The 14,959-nt window shown below is 63.8% G+C and carries 13 protein-coding genes and 1 tRNA gene; 5 read left to right on the plus strand and 9 right to left on the minus strand.

Features of this window, described 5'->3' with window-relative positions:
- Positions 1-16: 16 nt before the first annotated feature.
- From OKW40_RS09075 to cysS, 7 genes are all read right to left on the minus strand, one after another.
- On the minus strand, positions 17-1,231 hold the full coding sequence (locus OKW40_RS09075; protein ID WP_184057401.1) for a tyrosine-type recombinase/integrase: 1,215 nt from the start codon (positions 1,229-1,231) through the stop codon (positions 17-19).
- A gap of 159 nt (positions 1,232-1,390) precedes the next feature.
- Positions 1,391-1,484, minus strand: a tRNA-Ser gene (locus OKW40_RS09080).
- Positions 1,485-1,663: 179 nt separating this feature from the next.
- Positions 1,664-2,914, minus strand: a complete 1,251-nt coding sequence (locus tag OKW40_RS09085) for an aspartate kinase (protein ID WP_429489372.1) — start codon at positions 2,912-2,914, stop codon at positions 1,664-1,666.
- A gap of 415 nt (positions 2,915-3,329) precedes the next feature.
- The gene (gene tilS, locus OKW40_RS09090) at positions 3,330-4,811 is read right to left on the minus strand and encodes a tRNA lysidine(34) synthetase TilS (protein WP_429489374.1); all 1,482 of its coding nucleotides are present in this window, start codon (positions 4,809-4,811) and stop codon (positions 3,330-3,332) included.
- A 53-nt stretch (positions 4,812-4,864) separates the two neighbouring features.
- Positions 4,865-5,836 carry an acetyl-CoA carboxylase carboxyltransferase subunit alpha gene (locus OKW40_RS09095; RefSeq protein ID WP_090800690.1) on the minus strand — a complete coding sequence of 324 codons (972 nt, stop codon included), beginning with the start codon at positions 5,834-5,836 and terminating at the stop codon, positions 4,865-4,867.
- A 128-nt stretch (positions 5,837-5,964) separates the two neighbouring features.
- Positions 5,965-7,074, minus strand: a complete 1,110-nt coding sequence (locus OKW40_RS09100; protein WP_184057265.1) for a DNA-3-methyladenine glycosylase family protein — start codon at positions 7,072-7,074, stop codon at positions 5,965-5,967.
- A 47-nt stretch (positions 7,075-7,121) separates the two neighbouring features.
- Positions 7,122-8,519: a cysteine--tRNA ligase gene (gene cysS / locus OKW40_RS09105; RefSeq protein ID WP_184057267.1), complete on the minus strand. Its 1,398-nt coding sequence runs from the start codon at positions 8,517-8,519 to the stop codon at positions 7,122-7,124.
- Positions 8,520-8,769: 250 nt separating this feature from the next.
- Here cysS and OKW40_RS09110 point away from each other — a divergent pair, with 250 nt between their 5' ends.
- From OKW40_RS09110 to OKW40_RS09125, 4 genes are all read left to right on the plus strand, one after another.
- The gene (locus OKW40_RS09110; RefSeq protein ID WP_184057269.1) at positions 8,770-9,561 is read left to right on the plus strand and encodes a tetratricopeptide repeat protein; all 792 of its coding nucleotides are present in this window, start codon (positions 8,770-8,772) and stop codon (positions 9,559-9,561) included.
- A 50-nt stretch (positions 9,562-9,611) separates the two neighbouring features.
- The gene (locus OKW40_RS09115) at positions 9,612-10,193 is read left to right on the plus strand and encodes a peptidylprolyl isomerase (RefSeq protein WP_184022474.1); all 582 of its coding nucleotides are present in this window, start codon (positions 9,612-9,614) and stop codon (positions 10,191-10,193) included.
- 126 nt (positions 10,194-10,319) lie between these two features.
- On the plus strand, positions 10,320-10,814 hold the full coding sequence (locus OKW40_RS09120; RefSeq protein ID WP_090800697.1) for a peptidylprolyl isomerase: 495 nt from the start codon (positions 10,320-10,322) through the stop codon (positions 10,812-10,814).
- A 63-nt stretch (positions 10,815-10,877) separates the two neighbouring features.
- Positions 10,878-11,675: a UDP-2,3-diacylglucosamine diphosphatase gene (locus OKW40_RS09125; protein ID WP_090800699.1), complete on the plus strand. Its 798-nt coding sequence runs from the start codon at positions 10,878-10,880 to the stop codon at positions 11,673-11,675.
- Between the two features lie 45 nt (positions 11,676-11,720).
- Here the strand turns inward: OKW40_RS09125 and cysE are convergent, their stop codons facing one another.
- The gene (gene cysE / locus OKW40_RS09130; RefSeq protein WP_429489377.1) at positions 11,721-12,566 is read right to left on the minus strand and encodes a serine O-acetyltransferase; all 846 of its coding nucleotides are present in this window, start codon (positions 12,564-12,566) and stop codon (positions 11,721-11,723) included.
- 255 nt (positions 12,567-12,821) lie between these two features.
- A complete protein-coding gene (locus OKW40_RS09135) occupies positions 12,822-13,652 on the minus strand; it encodes an RNA methyltransferase (protein WP_429489379.1) in 831 nt (276 codons plus the stop codon).
- A gap of 409 nt (positions 13,653-14,061) precedes the next feature.
- On the opposite strand from OKW40_RS09135, the gene OKW40_RS09140 reads away from it, so the two are divergent.
- Positions 14,062-14,865, plus strand: coding sequence for an inositol monophosphatase family protein (locus tag OKW40_RS09140; protein WP_184057275.1), 804 nt, complete (start codon positions 14,062-14,064; stop codon positions 14,863-14,865).
- Positions 14,866-14,959: the final 94 nt, after the last annotated feature.

A 14,959-nucleotide genomic window follows, 5' to 3' on the forward strand; every position in this document is an offset into this window, starting at 1 on the left:
CAATCCGCGCACGACATCAGGCTGCTTTCGCTTTCGGGCTGCAGTAAGCCACCCAGTCATCCATCATCTGCCTGCGTCGCTGGAACATGTCCCCTCGACGATAGGCGGCCTCAACCTTGTCGTCCACCGCGTGAGCGAGCGCCATTTCGGCCATTTCGTTGGGGTACGTCGTACATTCGGCGGCCCAGTCGCGGAAGGTCGAACGAAAGCCGTGCACGGTGAGGTCGGCGCGCTTCATGCGGCGAAGGACGGTAAGCATTGCCATGTTCGACAGCGGCTTACCCTTCTTCGCGCCCGGAAAGACCAGTTCTCCGTCCGTCTCATCAAGCAGGCGGCGAACCAGCGCAAGAGCCGACGCGGACAGCGGAACCCGATGCGGGCGCTCAGCCTTCATCCGCTCCGCAGGGATTGTCCACGTCGCGGCATCGAGATCGAACTCGCTGCGTATCGCGCCGATCACTTCGTTGGTCCTGCCCGCAGTGAGAATCACGAGTTCCAGCGCGCGTGCTGCGAGACCATCCTGAGCCTTGAGAGCCTTCATGAATGCGGGCGCTTCGCCGAAGGGCAACGCGGGATGGTGCCGAACCTTGCGCACCCTGATGCGCGCAGGCAGGATTTTGTCGAGATGGCCTTTCCATCGTGCCGGGTTCTCTCCCTCCCGATACCTGTGCGCGGTTGCCCAGTCAAGCACCGACTCGATGCGCCCCCTCACGCGACTGGCCGTCTCGGGCTTCGCCTCCCAGATGGGTTCGAGAACACTCACGACGAGCGTTGTATCGATATCGCGCACGGAAAGCTGGCCGAAAAATGGAGAAGCGTAAGTGGCCAGGGTGTTCTCCCATTGCGTCACGTGCTTTTCATTTTTCCACCCTGCACGGTTGGCCTTGATGAATGCCTTGGTGCACTCATCAAACGTCTTGTTATGTGCGGCCATCGCAAGCTGCTGCGCGCGTTCGGCACGGCGCGCCTCGATCGGATCGACACCTTCGAAAAGCATCTTCCGGTAGCGGGCTGCGAGCTCGCGTGCATCGGCAAGCGAGACGACATGCAGTGGCCCCAGGCCCATCTCACGCAACCGGCCCTTGCGCCTGAAGCGGTAGACCCATGAGCGCGTACGCGCCACCGACACCTGAAGGTACAGACCACCGCCATCGCAGTAATGGCCAGGCTGCTTCAGACGCGCGACGCCGAGCGCGGAAAGACGGTGGATGGAGCGTGAAATCGTGCTCATGACTGCCTCCTTTCTACCCATACTACTACCCATACTTTTGTTTGCGATTGGGTGGTATGGAGCGGGAAGGTCCGGCACAAGAAAAAACCCCGGAAGGCCCATGTGGCGGCCTTCCGGGGTTTGGTCCGGGACATTGTGAGATGCCCCGGGAGGTGCTCCTGGCGGAGACGGAGGGATTCGAACCCTCGATCCAGGTTTTGGCCCAGATGCTCCCTTAGCAGGGGAGTGCCTTCGACCTCTCGGCCACGTCTCCCAAACTTTCTGTCGCACAGGGAGTCAGTGCGACGAAGCCAAGATCATAGCGGGCCGGGCCGATAAGGTCAATGTCTGACGAACATATTTGTGCCAACGTGGCGTCTCACCACGCAATTCATTCACATGAACGCCACAAAACAAACGGGACGCTCTAGAGCGCCCCGTTTTTCCCGCCACTTATGCCTGATCGAGTTCGAAGGCCTTATGCAGCGCGCGTACCGCGAGCTCCATGTACTTTTCGTCGATCAACACCGAAATCTTGATCTCCGAGGTCGAGATCATCTGAATGTTGATGCCCTCTTCCGACAGCGTGCGGAACATCTTGCTGGCGATGCCGACGTGCGAGCGCATCCCGACGCCGACCACCGACACCTTCGACACCTTCGGGTCGCCCAGCACCTGCTCGGCCTGGACGTGCGCCTTTACCGTGCCGGTGAGGATTTCCATTGCACGCGCATAGTCGCCGCGGCCAACCGTGAACGTGAATGCCGTCTTGCCCTCGACGCTCTGGTTCTGGATGATCATGTCGACATCGATATTCGCGTCTGCCACCGGGCCGAGAATCTGATACGCGATGCCCGGCTTGTCGGGCACGCCCATCACGGCGATACGAGCTTCGTCGCGCTGGAACGCGATACCCGAGATGACTGCTTTTTCCATGGTCTCGTCTTCTTCAAAAGTAATCAGGGTGCCCGACTTCATTTCTTCGTCGAGTGGCATCAGCGGATCGGTCAGGCTCGACAGCACGCGCGTTTTCACCTGATATTTGCCGGCGAATTCCACCGAGCGGATCTGCAGCACCTTCGAACCCAGGCTGGCCATTTCCAGCATTTCTTCGAACGTCACGCGGTCGAGCCGGCGCGCTTCTTCAACGACGCGCGGGTCCGTCGTGTACACACCGTCGACGTCCGTGTAGATCAGGCACTCGTCGGCCTTCAGCGCGGCCGCGACCGCGACTGCCGACGTGTCCGAGCCGCCGCGGCCGAGCGTCGTGATGTGGCCGTCCGGGTCAATGCCCTGGAAGCCGGTGATCACGACCACCTTGCCGGCTGCGAGGTCTTGCATGACGCGCTCGCCGTCGATGTCGCTGATGCGCGCTTTCGTAAACGCGCTATCGGTCTTGACCGGCACCTGCCAGCCTGCGTAGCTGACCGCTTCGACGCCGGCTTCCTGCAGCGCGATCGCGAGCAGACCCGAGCTGACCTGCTCGCCGGTGGCGGCGATCATGTCGAGTTCACGCGGGCTCGGTTGAGTCGTGATTTCTTTCGCGAGGCCAAGCAGGCGATTGGTTTCGCCAGACATTGCCGACGGCACGACGACCATCTGATGGCCGGCCTTGTGCCATTTCGCGACCCGACTGGCGACGTTCTTGATGCGCTCGACCGAGCCCATCGAGGTGCCGCCGTATTTATGTACGATGAGTGCCATTGTCGTTCTGAACTGGAAGAGAAACCGCGCTGGCGCGCTGGAGACGACCGCACAGAAAGCACAGGGGCGCAACGTCTCGTGAACGGCGGCAAAGTGTGTGGCGGCGTAGATGCAGCACGCGTGCAGCACGCGCGGATTTGCCCGGGATGAAATCGCAAATGGCTGATCGGAATTGAACGGCGACGACGGATCACGCACGCCTGCCGGCACTAACGACCGATAGCGACAAAAGCGACGGCGAAATCGGGTCGGGCAAACAAGTTAAAGTACCTGATTAGGCGCAAAAAGACAAGACGCAACGAGCGCTCAAATGCGTCGAATCAGGCCTGCAATGGCCTGTTTTATCGTTGATTTGCGCCCTGTTTCACGCTTTCGACATCTGCACGCACGGCTTGCGCGACTGTCCGACCGGCGCTCAGGCGATCAGCAGATCCTCGCGCCAGACGATTTTCACGCACGCTTCGCGCTCCGGAGATGCGTCGCGCACGGTCCCGCGATTCACGCCGATCAGCGGCACGAACAGCAGTTCATCGCCAACGTAAAGCAATGGCACGTCGCGCTTCCATGCGGGAATGCCGCGCTCCTGAAACAGGTTCTTCAGCGTGCGGCTGGGCGTGTTCGGCACACCGATGCGCATGCGTTCTCCGCCGCGGCGCGCCCGCACGCTTAGAGAGACTCGTTGCAGGACGCTGACGGGAACCATGTCGCATGCTTCGTTACGTGGCGCTGCGTGCGTTGCGTCGGCTACGTCGGAAGCAGCGGCTGCATCCACCATCGCGAACACGAACGTGCCGCGCCATTGCGGCAAATGCCAGATCTCTTGCCCTTGCCACGCGAGTTCACTGATCTCGCGCTCGACGAGCGCGGTTTCGTCGGCGGGTTCGCTGCTATCGCCGGCTTCCCAGTAGACGAGGCCGCGATAGCTGCGCAACGCATGCCCCGCATGATCGATGCGCAGCCGATGTCCGTCCTGCCCCGCTGCCACTTCGCGCAACTGCCGCAGTGCATCCGCGACACGCGCGCTCGATGCCGCGACGAAGCCGAGCGTACGCATCCAGTAGCGCAGCAGATTCAGCGCGCGATCGTCGTCGAGAGCGAGCAGCACGTCGTGCGCGAGGGCGCGTCCTTCATCGCGCGACGCGCTTTCCATATCGGCGCGCGCGAGCGTGTCGAGCAATCGCTGCGCCGATGCCGAATGCGCGGCCGTGCGCGCGAGCGCATCGCGATAGCCCGGGAAGTGCACCGCGAGCACCGGCATCACCTGATGACGCAAGGCGTTGCGCGCATAACGCGTGTCCGCGTTCGATTCGTCGTCGATCCAGCGCAGCTTGCGCGCGCTCGCATAGTGTTCGAGCTGCGCGCGCAGCAGATGCAAAAGCGGCCGCACACGTGTCGTCGACGCACCTGTCGGCAGCGTGCCGGGCGCCATCGCCGCGAGACCCGCGAGCCCCGCGCCGCGCAGCAGTTGCAGCAGCACGGTCTCGGCCTGATCGTCCGCATGCTGCGCGAGCCATAGCGTGCCAATGCCGTGCGTTGCGCACATCGCTTCGAGCGCGCGATAACGCGCGTCGCGTGCCGCGGCCTCGATGCTCAGGCCCGGCGCGCGCGAAACATCCACGCGTCGCGCGTCGAATTCGACGCCACGTTCGCGCGCGAAAGCCTCGCAGTCGCAGTGCGCGAGCCACGTATCGGCATGTGGACTCAAACCATGATGCACGTGCAGCGCGATACAGCGCGACGCACCCGCGACGCGCACCGCCGCATCGAGGAGCACGCTCGAATCGACGCCGCCGCTGAACGCGACCGCAATGCGCGCGTTCGAATCGAGCCCGGACAGCGCGGCGCCGAGCGCCTCGATCACGAGGCGCTCGGCGGATGAGTCGGCGGTGGTGGTCACGTCGTTAGCGCGGAAAACGCCGGTGGACGAAAGAGACAGGCCAACGCGCGGGCTTATGCGCCCGGCGTCGTTTCCTTGAATTTGCCGTACGCCATCAGCCGTTCGAAACGGCGTTCGCGCAGGTCGTTGGTGCTCATACCCTGGAACTGGCGCAGCGAATCGGCGAGCGCACGGCGCAGCATCGCCGCCATGCCCTTCGGATCGCGATGCGCGCCGCCGAGCGGCTCGTTGACGATCTTGTCGATCAGACCGAGCGCCTTCAGACGATGCGCGGTCAGGCCGAGCGCCTCCGCTGCTTCCGGTGCCTTGGCGGCGCTTTTCCACAGGATCGATGCGCAGCCTTCCGGCGAGATCACCGAGTAGGTCGAGAACTGCAACATCAGCACGCTGTCGCCCACCGCGATAGCGAGTGCGCCGCCCGAGCCGCCCTCGCCGATGATCGTCGCGATCAGCGGCGTCTTCAGCTCGGCCATCACGTACAGATTGCGGCCGATCGCTTCGGACTGGCCGCGCTCTTCCGCGCCGATGCCCGGGTACGCGCCCGGCGTGTCGATGAACGTGAAGATCGGCAGGCCGAACTTCTCGGCGAGGCGCATCAGCCGCTCGGCCTTGCGGTAGCCTTCCGGACGCGGCATGCCGAAGTTGCGCAGCGCGCGCTCCTTGGTGTCGCGGCCCTTCTGATGACCGATCACCATGCACGCCTGGCCGTTGAACCGCGCGAGACCGCCGACGATCGACAGATCGTCCGCAAAGTTGCGGTCGCCATGCAGTTCATGGAAGTCGGTGAACAGCTCGCTTACGTAATCGAACGTGTACGGACGCTGCGGATGACGGGCGATTTGCGAAACCTGCCACGGTGTGAGGTTCGCATACAGATCTTTGGTGAGCTGCTGGCTCTTCTTGGACAGCCGCTCGATCTCTTCCGAAATATCGACGGCCGAGTCGTCCTGCACGAAGCGCAATTCTTCGATCTTCGCTTCGAGTTCAGCGATCGGCTGTTCGAAATCCAGAAACGTGGTCTTCATTGGTTGTAATCCTTGGACTTACCGGGCAGCGCATATTCTAACCGCGTGCGCCGATGTCAAAACCATTTCTCAACTATCGATATCATATACGCGATAGTCTCTGAAACGGCTTCGTTTCCTGTTCTTCTTTAGTAGTCGACCGGTAACGGATCGAGACTACGCCACATGTACCAGGTCGCCACCGTGCGCCACGGCTCCCAATTCGCGGCAACCTCGCGCGCTTCGCTGCGCGTGACGGGTTCGCCGCTGAAATAGTTGACGCTGATCGCGCGGATCAGGCCGAGGTCGTCGAGCGGTAGCACGTCGGGACGCGACAGGTTGAAAATCAGGAACATCTCCGCGGTCCAGCGGCCGATGCCGCGAATCTGCGTGAGTTCGGCGATCACCGCCTCGTCGTCCATCGACGTCCACTTGCCGACGTGCAACGCGCCCGACACGAAATGCCTCGCGAGATCGAGCACGTACTCGGCCTTGCGTTTCGACAAACCGCACGCGGTCAGCTTCTCGAGACCGAGCTTGATGAACTGCTGGGGCACGAGCTTCGGACACGCGACTTCGACCCTCGCCCACACGGCCTGCGCCGACGCGACCGAGATCTGCTGGCCGACCACCGAGCGCGCAAGCGTGACGAAAGGATCGCCACGACTCAGCAAATGCACGGGGCCGAACTTCGGAATCAGCTTCTTCAAAATGCGATCGCGCTTGACGAGATCCGCGCACGCCTTGTCCCAATACGCGGGACGCGTGACTTCAGGCGCGAGACCGCCGATCTGCACCGGCACCGCGACTTCGTTCGCGAGCGATGCGACACCGGCCGCTTCGCCGCCCGCGCTTTCCGTGCTCGCCGAGGTGGCCGATACGCGCGTCTTGCGCACGACTTCGCCCGCGTTCTTGTCGCGCGCGAGTTCCTGCACGTCGCCGGCGAGCTCGGCCGCGAGTTTGGCCGGCAACGCACCGTTGCCCTTCGCCCGCGACGCCGTTTTCGCGCGTTTCGCAGGCGCGTGCGCAGCTTCAGTGCCCGCGCCATTGAGCGAGCGTTTGGCCGCGTTCTTCTTTGCCGCGGCCGAGTCGGCTTTCGCCGCCGCCCCGCCCGCTTTCGAGGGCGCTTTGTCTACCGCGCCGCCGCCCGCACGAGTCGACTGAGCTGCGGCAGCCGACGCTGCGGCAGCCGATGCCGCGGCTGCCGCACTGGTTTGAGACGCCGCGCGTTTAGCCGGCGTCTTCGTGGCCGTTGCCATCCTGCCTCCTGCCTGGCGAGTCGTTCAGAGGGAAGTACGAGGTGCGCTCACACGCGCCGCCACTCGGTCAACCCGCCGGGTTTGTCTTCAAGGGCAACGCCGGCATCGAGCAATTCGGCCCGGATCCGGTCTGCTGCCGCATAGTCCTTTGCCTGCTTGGCGGCGATGCGCGCGGCGATCTTCGCTTCGATCGCGACGGGCTCGAGCGCGCCTTCGGCTGCAGCACCCGCTGCCTGCTGCAGGTATGCACGCGGTTCGCGTCCGAGCAGCCCGAGCACCGCGCCAAGCGCGCGCAATTGACGGGCCAGCGCGGGGTCGCGCGTGCGGTTCACTTCGGTGGCCAGCTCGAACAGCACCGACACGGCCACCGGCGTGTTGAAGTCGTCGTTCATTGCCGCCTGGAAACGCTGCGCGTGCGCTTCGTTCCAGTCGAGCACGGCGCTATCGGGCGTCACGTCTTTCAACGCCGTGTACAAACGCGCGAGTGCATTGCGCGCGTCGTCGATATGTACGTCGCTGTAGTTCAACGGCGAGCGGTAATGCGCGCGCGCGATGAAGAAACGCACCACCTCTGCATCGTACTGCGCGAGCACTTCGCGAATCGTAAAAAAATTGTTCAACGACTTCGACATCTTCTCATTGTCGATCTGTACGTAGCCGTTGTGCATCCAGTAATTGACGAATGTTTGTCCGGTCGCGGCCTCACTTTGCGCGATCTCGTTTTCGTGGTGCGGAAACTGCAGATCCTGGCCGCCACCGTGAATGTCGAACTGTTCACCGAGCAGCGTGCAGCCCATCGCCGAGCACTCGATATGCCAGCCGGGACGACCGCGCCCGTACTTCGAATCCCAGCCGCTGTCGGCCGGTTCCTCGGGCTTCGCCTGCTTCCACAGCACGAAGTCGAGCGGGTCCTGTTTCGCGTCGTTGGCCGCGACGCGTTCGCCCGCGCGCAGGTCTTCGAGCGACTTGCCCGACAGCTTGCCGTAGCCTGCGAATTTGCGTACCGCGTAGTTGACGTCGCCGTCGCTCGCCTGGTAGGCGTAGCCGTTTTTCTCGAGCGTCTCGATCATGCCGAGCATCTGCGGAATGAAGTCGGTCGCGCGCGGCTCGATGTCCGGACGCTCGATGCCGAGCGCGTCCGCGTCTTCATGCAGCGCGGCGATGAAGCGATCGGTCAGCGATTTGATGGTTTCACCGTTCTCGACTGCGCGCTTGATGATCTTGTCGTCGATATCGGTAATGTTGCGCACGTAAGTCACGTTGTAGCCAAGCGCACGCAACCAGCGCTGCACGATGTCGAACACGACCATCACGCGCGCATGACCGACGTGACAATAGTCGTACACGGTCATCCCGCAGACGTACATCCGCACGACACCTTCGCGCAGCGGCACGAAAGTCTGTTTGTCACGCGCGAGCGTGTTGTAAATGCGCAGAGATTCCATAGAGAGCGGTGCGTGGGCCGAAAGAAGTCCGCATTGTGCTTCATGCGCGCCGCGACCCGCGAAACGAACAGGATAACGGGTGCATCGCATACAGCTGAAACCGGCGCACCTCGTGCGGCGATCAGGCTGCAGACGAGGCTGCGAACCGGGCGGAGACGGCCACGAGTGGCGAAAAGACAGTCGGCGGTTCGACGGAACGCGCAGACCTTTTGTTAGAATGGCTCGGAGTATAACATCCAGACCTGAGCCTATGAAACACTCAAGCGGCCGCGCGCACAGCGCTGCGACCCTCGCCGCGACTGCGTTTGGCAACGTTGTCGGTGGCGTTACATTCGAAGCGGCGCGTGCCCTCGCGTGGCGCGTCACCGTCGTTGCCGCACTTGCCGCGGTGCCGGTCGCGAGCGCTTATGCGCAGAAGACCGCGGTGATGCCGCAAGGCCCCGCCGTGCGTGACAATACGCCGGAAATCGACGCGTCGATCGCGCAGAAAAACTGGCAAGCCGCGCTGACCCAACTCGATGCGCGCGTCGCCGCGAATCCGCGCGACGCACAAGCGAAGTTCAAACGCGCAAACGTGCTAGTGCATCTGAATCGCGACGACGAAGCGATCACAGCGTTCACCGAACTCACGCAGCTGTATCCCGAGTTGCCCGAGCCGTACAACAACCTCGCCACACTCTTCGCGAGACAAGGCCGTCTGACCGAAGCGCGCGCGGCGCTTGAGATGGCCACCCAGGTCAATCCGAACTACGGCCTCGCGTTCGAGAACCTCGGTGACCTCTATCTGCGCCTCGCCGATGCCGCGTACCGTCGCGCGGAGAGCCTCGGCAAGGCGAGCCCGAGGACCGCGCAGCGTCTCGCGGATATCCAGAAGGTCGTGTCGCCGGCAACGCCCGCTGCCGCGGCGTCACAGCCTGCCGCCGAGCAGACGACCGTGCCCGCTGCGCACCCCACGTCGAACATCACGGACAGCCCGAGCTTCCAGTTCGGCGGCCCGAATGGCTCGCTCGCCATGCCGCCGTACATGGCGCCGTCGCGCTGAGGGCCGGGCTCGTTGCCTGCCGCAAGTTTTCTCCAACCCCGAGGACTTTCATGAAATGGTTGATGTTGGCGCTCGGCAGCGCCGCCCTGATCGCAAACGCACCCGCCTTTGCGCAGTCCGGTTCGCAGGCCGCTCATCCTTCCGTGCTGCTGAAGACGTCGGAGGGTGACATCCGCGTCGAGCTGTATCCCGAGAAAGCGCCAAAGACGGTCGCCAATTTCCTCGACTACGTGAAAGCCGGCCAATATAGCGGCACGATCTTCCATCGCGTGATTCCGGGCTTCATGATCCAGGGCGGCGGCTATACGCAGAGCTTCGTCGAGAAGCCGACGCGCGCGCCGATTCCGCTCGAGAGCCGCACCGGTCTGAAGAACACCGCTGGCACGATCGCGATGGCGCGCACCAGCGACCCGAATTCGGCCACCGCGCAGTTCTTCATCAACACGGTGGACAATGCCAATCTCGACTACCCGAATCCGGACGGCAACGGCTACGCGGTATTCGGCAAGGTCACGAGCGGCATGGACGTCGTGAAACGCATCGAAGCCACGCCCACCACCACGCGCGGCCCGATGAGCGATGTGCCGCAGAAGCCGGTCGTGATCCAGTCGGCGACGGTGGTGAGCAAGTAAAAACGAACGGGCAAGCGAACCCGCGCGGCCGAAGCCCGGCCCCAACCAACGCCCCGGCGCGGCCGGTCGTCAGCACATGACGACGCGCCGCGCCTTTTATCCACCTGTTCATCAAAGGATTCCATCATGGTTGAACTGCATACGAACCACGGCCTCATCAAACTCGAGCTGAATGCCGAAAAGGCGCCGAAGTCGGTCGAGAACTTCCTGAACTACGTGAAGGCCGGCCACTACGACAACACGGTGTTTCACCGCGTGATCGACGGCTTCATGATCCAGGGCGGCGGCTTCGAACCCGGCATGAAGCAGAAGCCGACGGCCGAGCCGATCACCAACGAGGCGAACAACGGTCTGAAGAACGAGAACGGCTCGATCGCAATGGCGCGTACCAACGACCCTCATTCGGCGACCGCGCAATTCTTCATCAACGTGAACGACAACGACTTCCTGAACCACTCGTCGCCGACGCCGCAAGGCTGGGGCTATGCGGTGTTCGGCAAAGTCGTCGAAGGCATGGACGTGGTCGAGAAGATCAAGAAGGTCAAGACCGGTTCGAAGGGCTTCCATCAGGACGTGCCGGTCGATGATGTCGTGATCGAAAAAGCTGTCGTCGTCGGCTAAACCGTGAGTGAGTCGCGCCTCATGCGGGCGTCGACTCCTTTGAACTGAAATCAGGCACCTTCAATGCTGCAAGAGACGCCGCTGCGAAGCGTCGCCGCGGGCGTGCCAGGCGAGGGCCAACGTCCGCACGCCGCGCGCCCTTTTTTCTTCCTCTCCGATCTGCATCTGAGCGAGGCGATTCCGCGCACGGTCGCCGCGTTCGAGCATTTCATCCGCGTGAGCGCGGAAGCGGCCGACTCGGTGTTCATCCTCGGCGACCTGTTCGAGTACTGGGTCGGCGACGACATGCTGAGCGAGCCGTTCGTCGCCCATATTGCGGCGCTGCTGCACACGCTGTCCGAGCGCGGCATCGCGCTTTACATCATGCACGGCAACCGCGACTTTCTGCTGGGCAAGCGCTTCATGAAAGCGGCCGGCGCGATCTGGCTGCCCGATCCGTTCGTGATTACCGCGTTCGGCACGCGCATTGCGCTCGCCCATGGCGATGGTCTGTGCACCGCGGATCGCGGCTATCAGTTGTTCAGGTGTTTCGCGCGCAATCGACTCGCGCAGATTCTGTTTCTCGCGTGGCCGTTTCGTTGGCGTCGCAAGCTCGCCGAGAACATGCGCTCGAAGAGCGAGCATGGCCGCACGCGGCCGATGCCGATCAAGTATGACGTGACCCCGCAAGGTGTCGCCGCGCTGTTCAGGAAATCGAAGACCGCGACGATCATTCATGGGCATACCCATCTGCCCGCGCGGCATCGCGAGCCGGGCGGCACGCGCTGGGTTCTGCCCGACTGGGATCTCGATCACGGCGAGCGCCGGGGCGGCTATCTGAAGATCGATGCCGACGGGATTCGAGCGTTGCCGCTGGATTGACCTCGTGGGTACGGCGTGCGCTTCGCGCTGCCGAGGCGCCGATACCTAGCGCTCCCCCGCCAGCCCCTCCACCTTCCCCGCGATCGCCGCCGATAGCCGCCGCAAATCGAACAACGCCGCATCCGCGCCTTGCAGACCTTCGAGGCTCGTGCCGAGCCGCTCGAGCGCATCGACGATTTCATCGATACGTCGCGCCTGAGTAGCCGCATGGTCGATCAGACCGTGAATTGCGAGCGAAACCGGATCGTCCGCGTTGGGCGTGATGCCGTATGCGCAAAACGCGCTGATTTCGCTGCCGCGCTTCGCGTCACGCGCGGCGTTGTTCGCATTCGGGTTCGCACCGTTCGCACCGTTCGCACCGTTCGCAGCCGCCGCGGCCGGCACGATGATCCGCGCCGGATTGCCGAGCGCCGTGCCACGCGCGGGCACCGGCTTCGTCACGACCGCGTTCGATCCGATCTTCGCGTCCGCGCCGACGGTGAAGCCGCCGAGCACCTTCGCGCCCGCACCGACGATCACACCACGCTCGAGCGTCGGATGCCGCTTCGCGCCGCGCGTGAGCGACGTGCCACCGAGCGTCACACCCTGGTAGATCGTGCAGTCGTCGCCGATCTGCGCGGTCTCGCCGATCACGACGCCCATGCCGTGATCGATGAACACGCGCCGCCCGACGTTCGCGCCCGGATGAATCTCGATGCCGGTCATGAAGCGCGCCATCTGGGACACGAAACGCGCGAGCCAGCGGCGCTTCGCGCGCCAGCACGCGTGAGCGATCCGATGCAGCACGAGCGCGTGCAGCCCCGGATAACACGTGAGCACTTCCCATGCGCTGCGGGCGGCGGGATCGCGCTCGCGGATGGTGGCGATATCTTCGCGAAGTCTCGTGAACATGGCAGGGACTGTATTGTTGGGGGAAAACCGTCTGCGTGAGCGAATCCGCGCGGTTTGCGCATGCGCGGGACTCTGCGTTTCGCGCCATAGCTAACGGCATCGCTGCCGCTTAGCACGGCGGCGACTTTGCTTCTAACGTTTCGTGGATTGTAGGGCGATTGCGCGAAACCTGCCGGAAGTCCCCGTCACCTGCAAGGTTGTCGTCAGACGAAGGCGGCGCATCAGGTGCGCCGTCACGGGCTGGTCAACGGACCGTCAGCCGGTCCGCCTGGTCTTGAGCAGGATGTGCTTGGCGATGCCGCGCACGATGTTGACCTCCTCGCGCTCGAGGCCCGAGCGCGCGAAGAGCCGCCGCAGCCGTGACATCAGCTTCTTCGGATTGGCCGGATCGAGAAACTCGAGCGCGACCAGTGCGCTTTCCAGATGCGCGAACATGCTCTCGATCTCGTCGCTGGCCGCCATCTGCGCGCGTGGAGCGGCGGATTCGGCCGGCGCCGCGTGTGCTCCCGCGGTGGGTGCGCCGTCGCTCGCTTCGTCGGCGCCGAGGTACGCGGTGCGTAGCTCGTAGGCGAGCACCTGCACCGCCTGCGCGAGATTGAGCGAGCTATAGGCCGGATTGGCCGGAATATGCGCGATCGCGCTGCATCGCTCGACGTCCTCGTTCGACAAGCCCGTGCGCTCGTTGCCGAACACCAGCGCGATCTCGCCGCGCATCGCCTCTGCGTGCGCGGCGGCGGCAGCCGCACGCGGCGTCCATTGCGGCGGACCGTATTCGCGCAGCCGCGCGGTGAGCGCAATCGACCAGTGCACGCCAGTCAGTGCATCGGCGAGCGACGGCACCACGTGCACGGAGGCGAGTACGTCATCGGCGCCGCTCGCCATCGCGATCGCTTCGGGGTCGTTCTGCACGTTCGGCACGCGCGGCGACACGAGCACGAGCCGCGAAAAGCCCATGGTTTTCAGCGCGCGCGCCGCGGCGCCGACATTGCCCGGATGGCTGGGCTCGACCAGCACGAAACGCGTCGACGTGAAGCCGCCGCGCAAATCGGCCACGGCGGGGTCGGAGGAATGGTGGGTGTGATCCACGATGAAACTCGGCTGGCTAGGACTCAAGACGCGTATGGTAGCGCCAACGGGCACTTATGCCGAATCAGGCGCACGCGCGAGCCACGCGCGCGGACGAGGGCGCAGCATCGGACCGGCACCGGCCGGCGCCTGTGCGGTACATCAGCCGCACGTGAGCGAGCACCTGCGCGAGGGCGCCCGGACTCAGGTAAAATACCGCTTTTCGCGTCCGGCGCCGACGTTTGCTGAAGCTTGCGTCGAACCGGTCGCACCGTTCTTATTCAATTCGTCTCCGTCGACGGAATGCTCTCCGGTTTGATAGCCGGTCTGCTGTTCCGTGCTGTTTTTGCGTCGTTGCGGCGCCCGTCAGCGCAGTTTCGCGCTTATTTACCGGCCGGCAGCCGTGCTGCCCCGGCACAAGGATCAGTTTATGCATCCCATGCTCAATATCGCTGTGAAGGCCGCGCGCCGCGCAGCTCAGATCATCAACCGCGCATCGCTCGATCTCGATCTGATTCAGGTCAGCAAAAAGCAGCACAACGATTTCGTCACGGAGGTCGACAAAGCGTCCGAAGCGGCGATCATCGAAACGCTGAAGACCGCTTATCCCGATCACGCCATCCTCGCCGAAGAGTCGGGCAAGTCGGACCACGATTCCGAATACCAGTGGATCATCGATCCGCTCGACGGCACCACCAACTTCATCCACGGCTTCCCTTACTACTGCGTGTCGATCGCGCTCGCGCACAAGGGCGTCGTCACGCAGGCCGTCGTCTACGATCCGACCCGCAACGATCTGTTCACCGCATCGCGCGGCCGTGGCGCGTTTCTCAACGATCGCCGCATCCGCGTCGCCAAGCGTGACCGCCTGGCCGACTGCCTGATCGGCACCGGCTTTCCGTTCCGCGCGCAGGACAGCCTCGAATCGTACGGCCGTCAGTTCGCCGAGATGACCGAAGCCTGCGCCGGCCTGCGCCGTCCGGGCGCCGCCGCGCTCGATCTGGCCAACGTCGCGGCCGGCCACATGGACGGCTTCTTCGAGCAGGGCCTGAACGCATGGGACGTCGCGGCGGGCAGCCTGCTGATCACCGAAGCCGGCGGCCTGGTCGGCAACTACACCGGTGATTCGGAGTTCTTGCACGTCGGCGAAGTCGTCGCGGGCAACCCGAAGGTCTACGCGCAGATGGTTCCAATCCTGTCGCGCTACAGCCGCACGCGTCAGCAGTCGGCGTAAGGTGCGCCGCCGCGGCCAGTCCGCGGCAACGCATAACGGTTGCAGAGAAAAGCGGCTTCGGCCGCTTTTCTGTTGGCGGCGCTCCAGTGTCCGG

It is taken from the genome of Paraburkholderia sp. RAU6.4a, assembly GCF_050435625.1.
Classification (GTDB): Bacteria; Pseudomonadota; Gammaproteobacteria; order Burkholderiales; family Burkholderiaceae; genus Paraburkholderia; species Paraburkholderia tuberum.

Bases quoted from the DNA above. Each gene is read 5' to 3' on its own strand.
- OKW40_RS09075 (WP_184057401.1), bottom strand. From the start codon at position 1,231: ATGAGCACGATTTCACGCTCCATCCACCGTCTTTCCGCGCTCGGCGTC.
- OKW40_RS09085 (WP_429489372.1), bottom strand. From the start codon at position 2,914: ATGGCACTCATCGTACATAAATACGGCGGCACCTCGATGGGCTCGGTC.
- OKW40_RS09095 (WP_090800690.1), bottom strand. From the start codon at position 5,836: ATGAAGACCACGTTTCTGGATTTCGAACAGCCGATCGCTGAACTCGAA.
- OKW40_RS09100 (WP_184057265.1), bottom strand. From the start codon at position 7,074: ATGGCAACGGCCACGAAGACGCCGGCTAAACGCGCGGCGTCTCAAACC.
- cysS (WP_184057267.1), bottom strand. From the start codon at position 8,519: ATGGAATCTCTGCGCATTTACAACACGCTCGCGCGTGACAAACAGACT.
- OKW40_RS09110 (WP_184057269.1), top strand. From the start codon at position 8,770: ATGAAACACTCAAGCGGCCGCGCGCACAGCGCTGCGACCCTCGCCGCG.
- OKW40_RS09115 (WP_184022474.1), top strand. From the start codon at position 9,612: ATGAAATGGTTGATGTTGGCGCTCGGCAGCGCCGCCCTGATCGCAAAC.
- OKW40_RS09120 (WP_090800697.1), top strand. From the start codon at position 10,320: ATGGTTGAACTGCATACGAACCACGGCCTCATCAAACTCGAGCTGAAT.
- OKW40_RS09125 (WP_090800699.1), top strand. From the start codon at position 10,878: ATGCTGCAAGAGACGCCGCTGCGAAGCGTCGCCGCGGGCGTGCCAGGC.
- cysE (WP_429489377.1), bottom strand. From the start codon at position 12,566: ATGTTCACGAGACTTCGCGAAGATATCGCCACCATCCGCGAGCGCGAT.
- OKW40_RS09140 (WP_184057275.1), top strand. From the start codon at position 14,062: ATGCATCCCATGCTCAATATCGCTGTGAAGGCCGCGCGCCGCGCAGCT.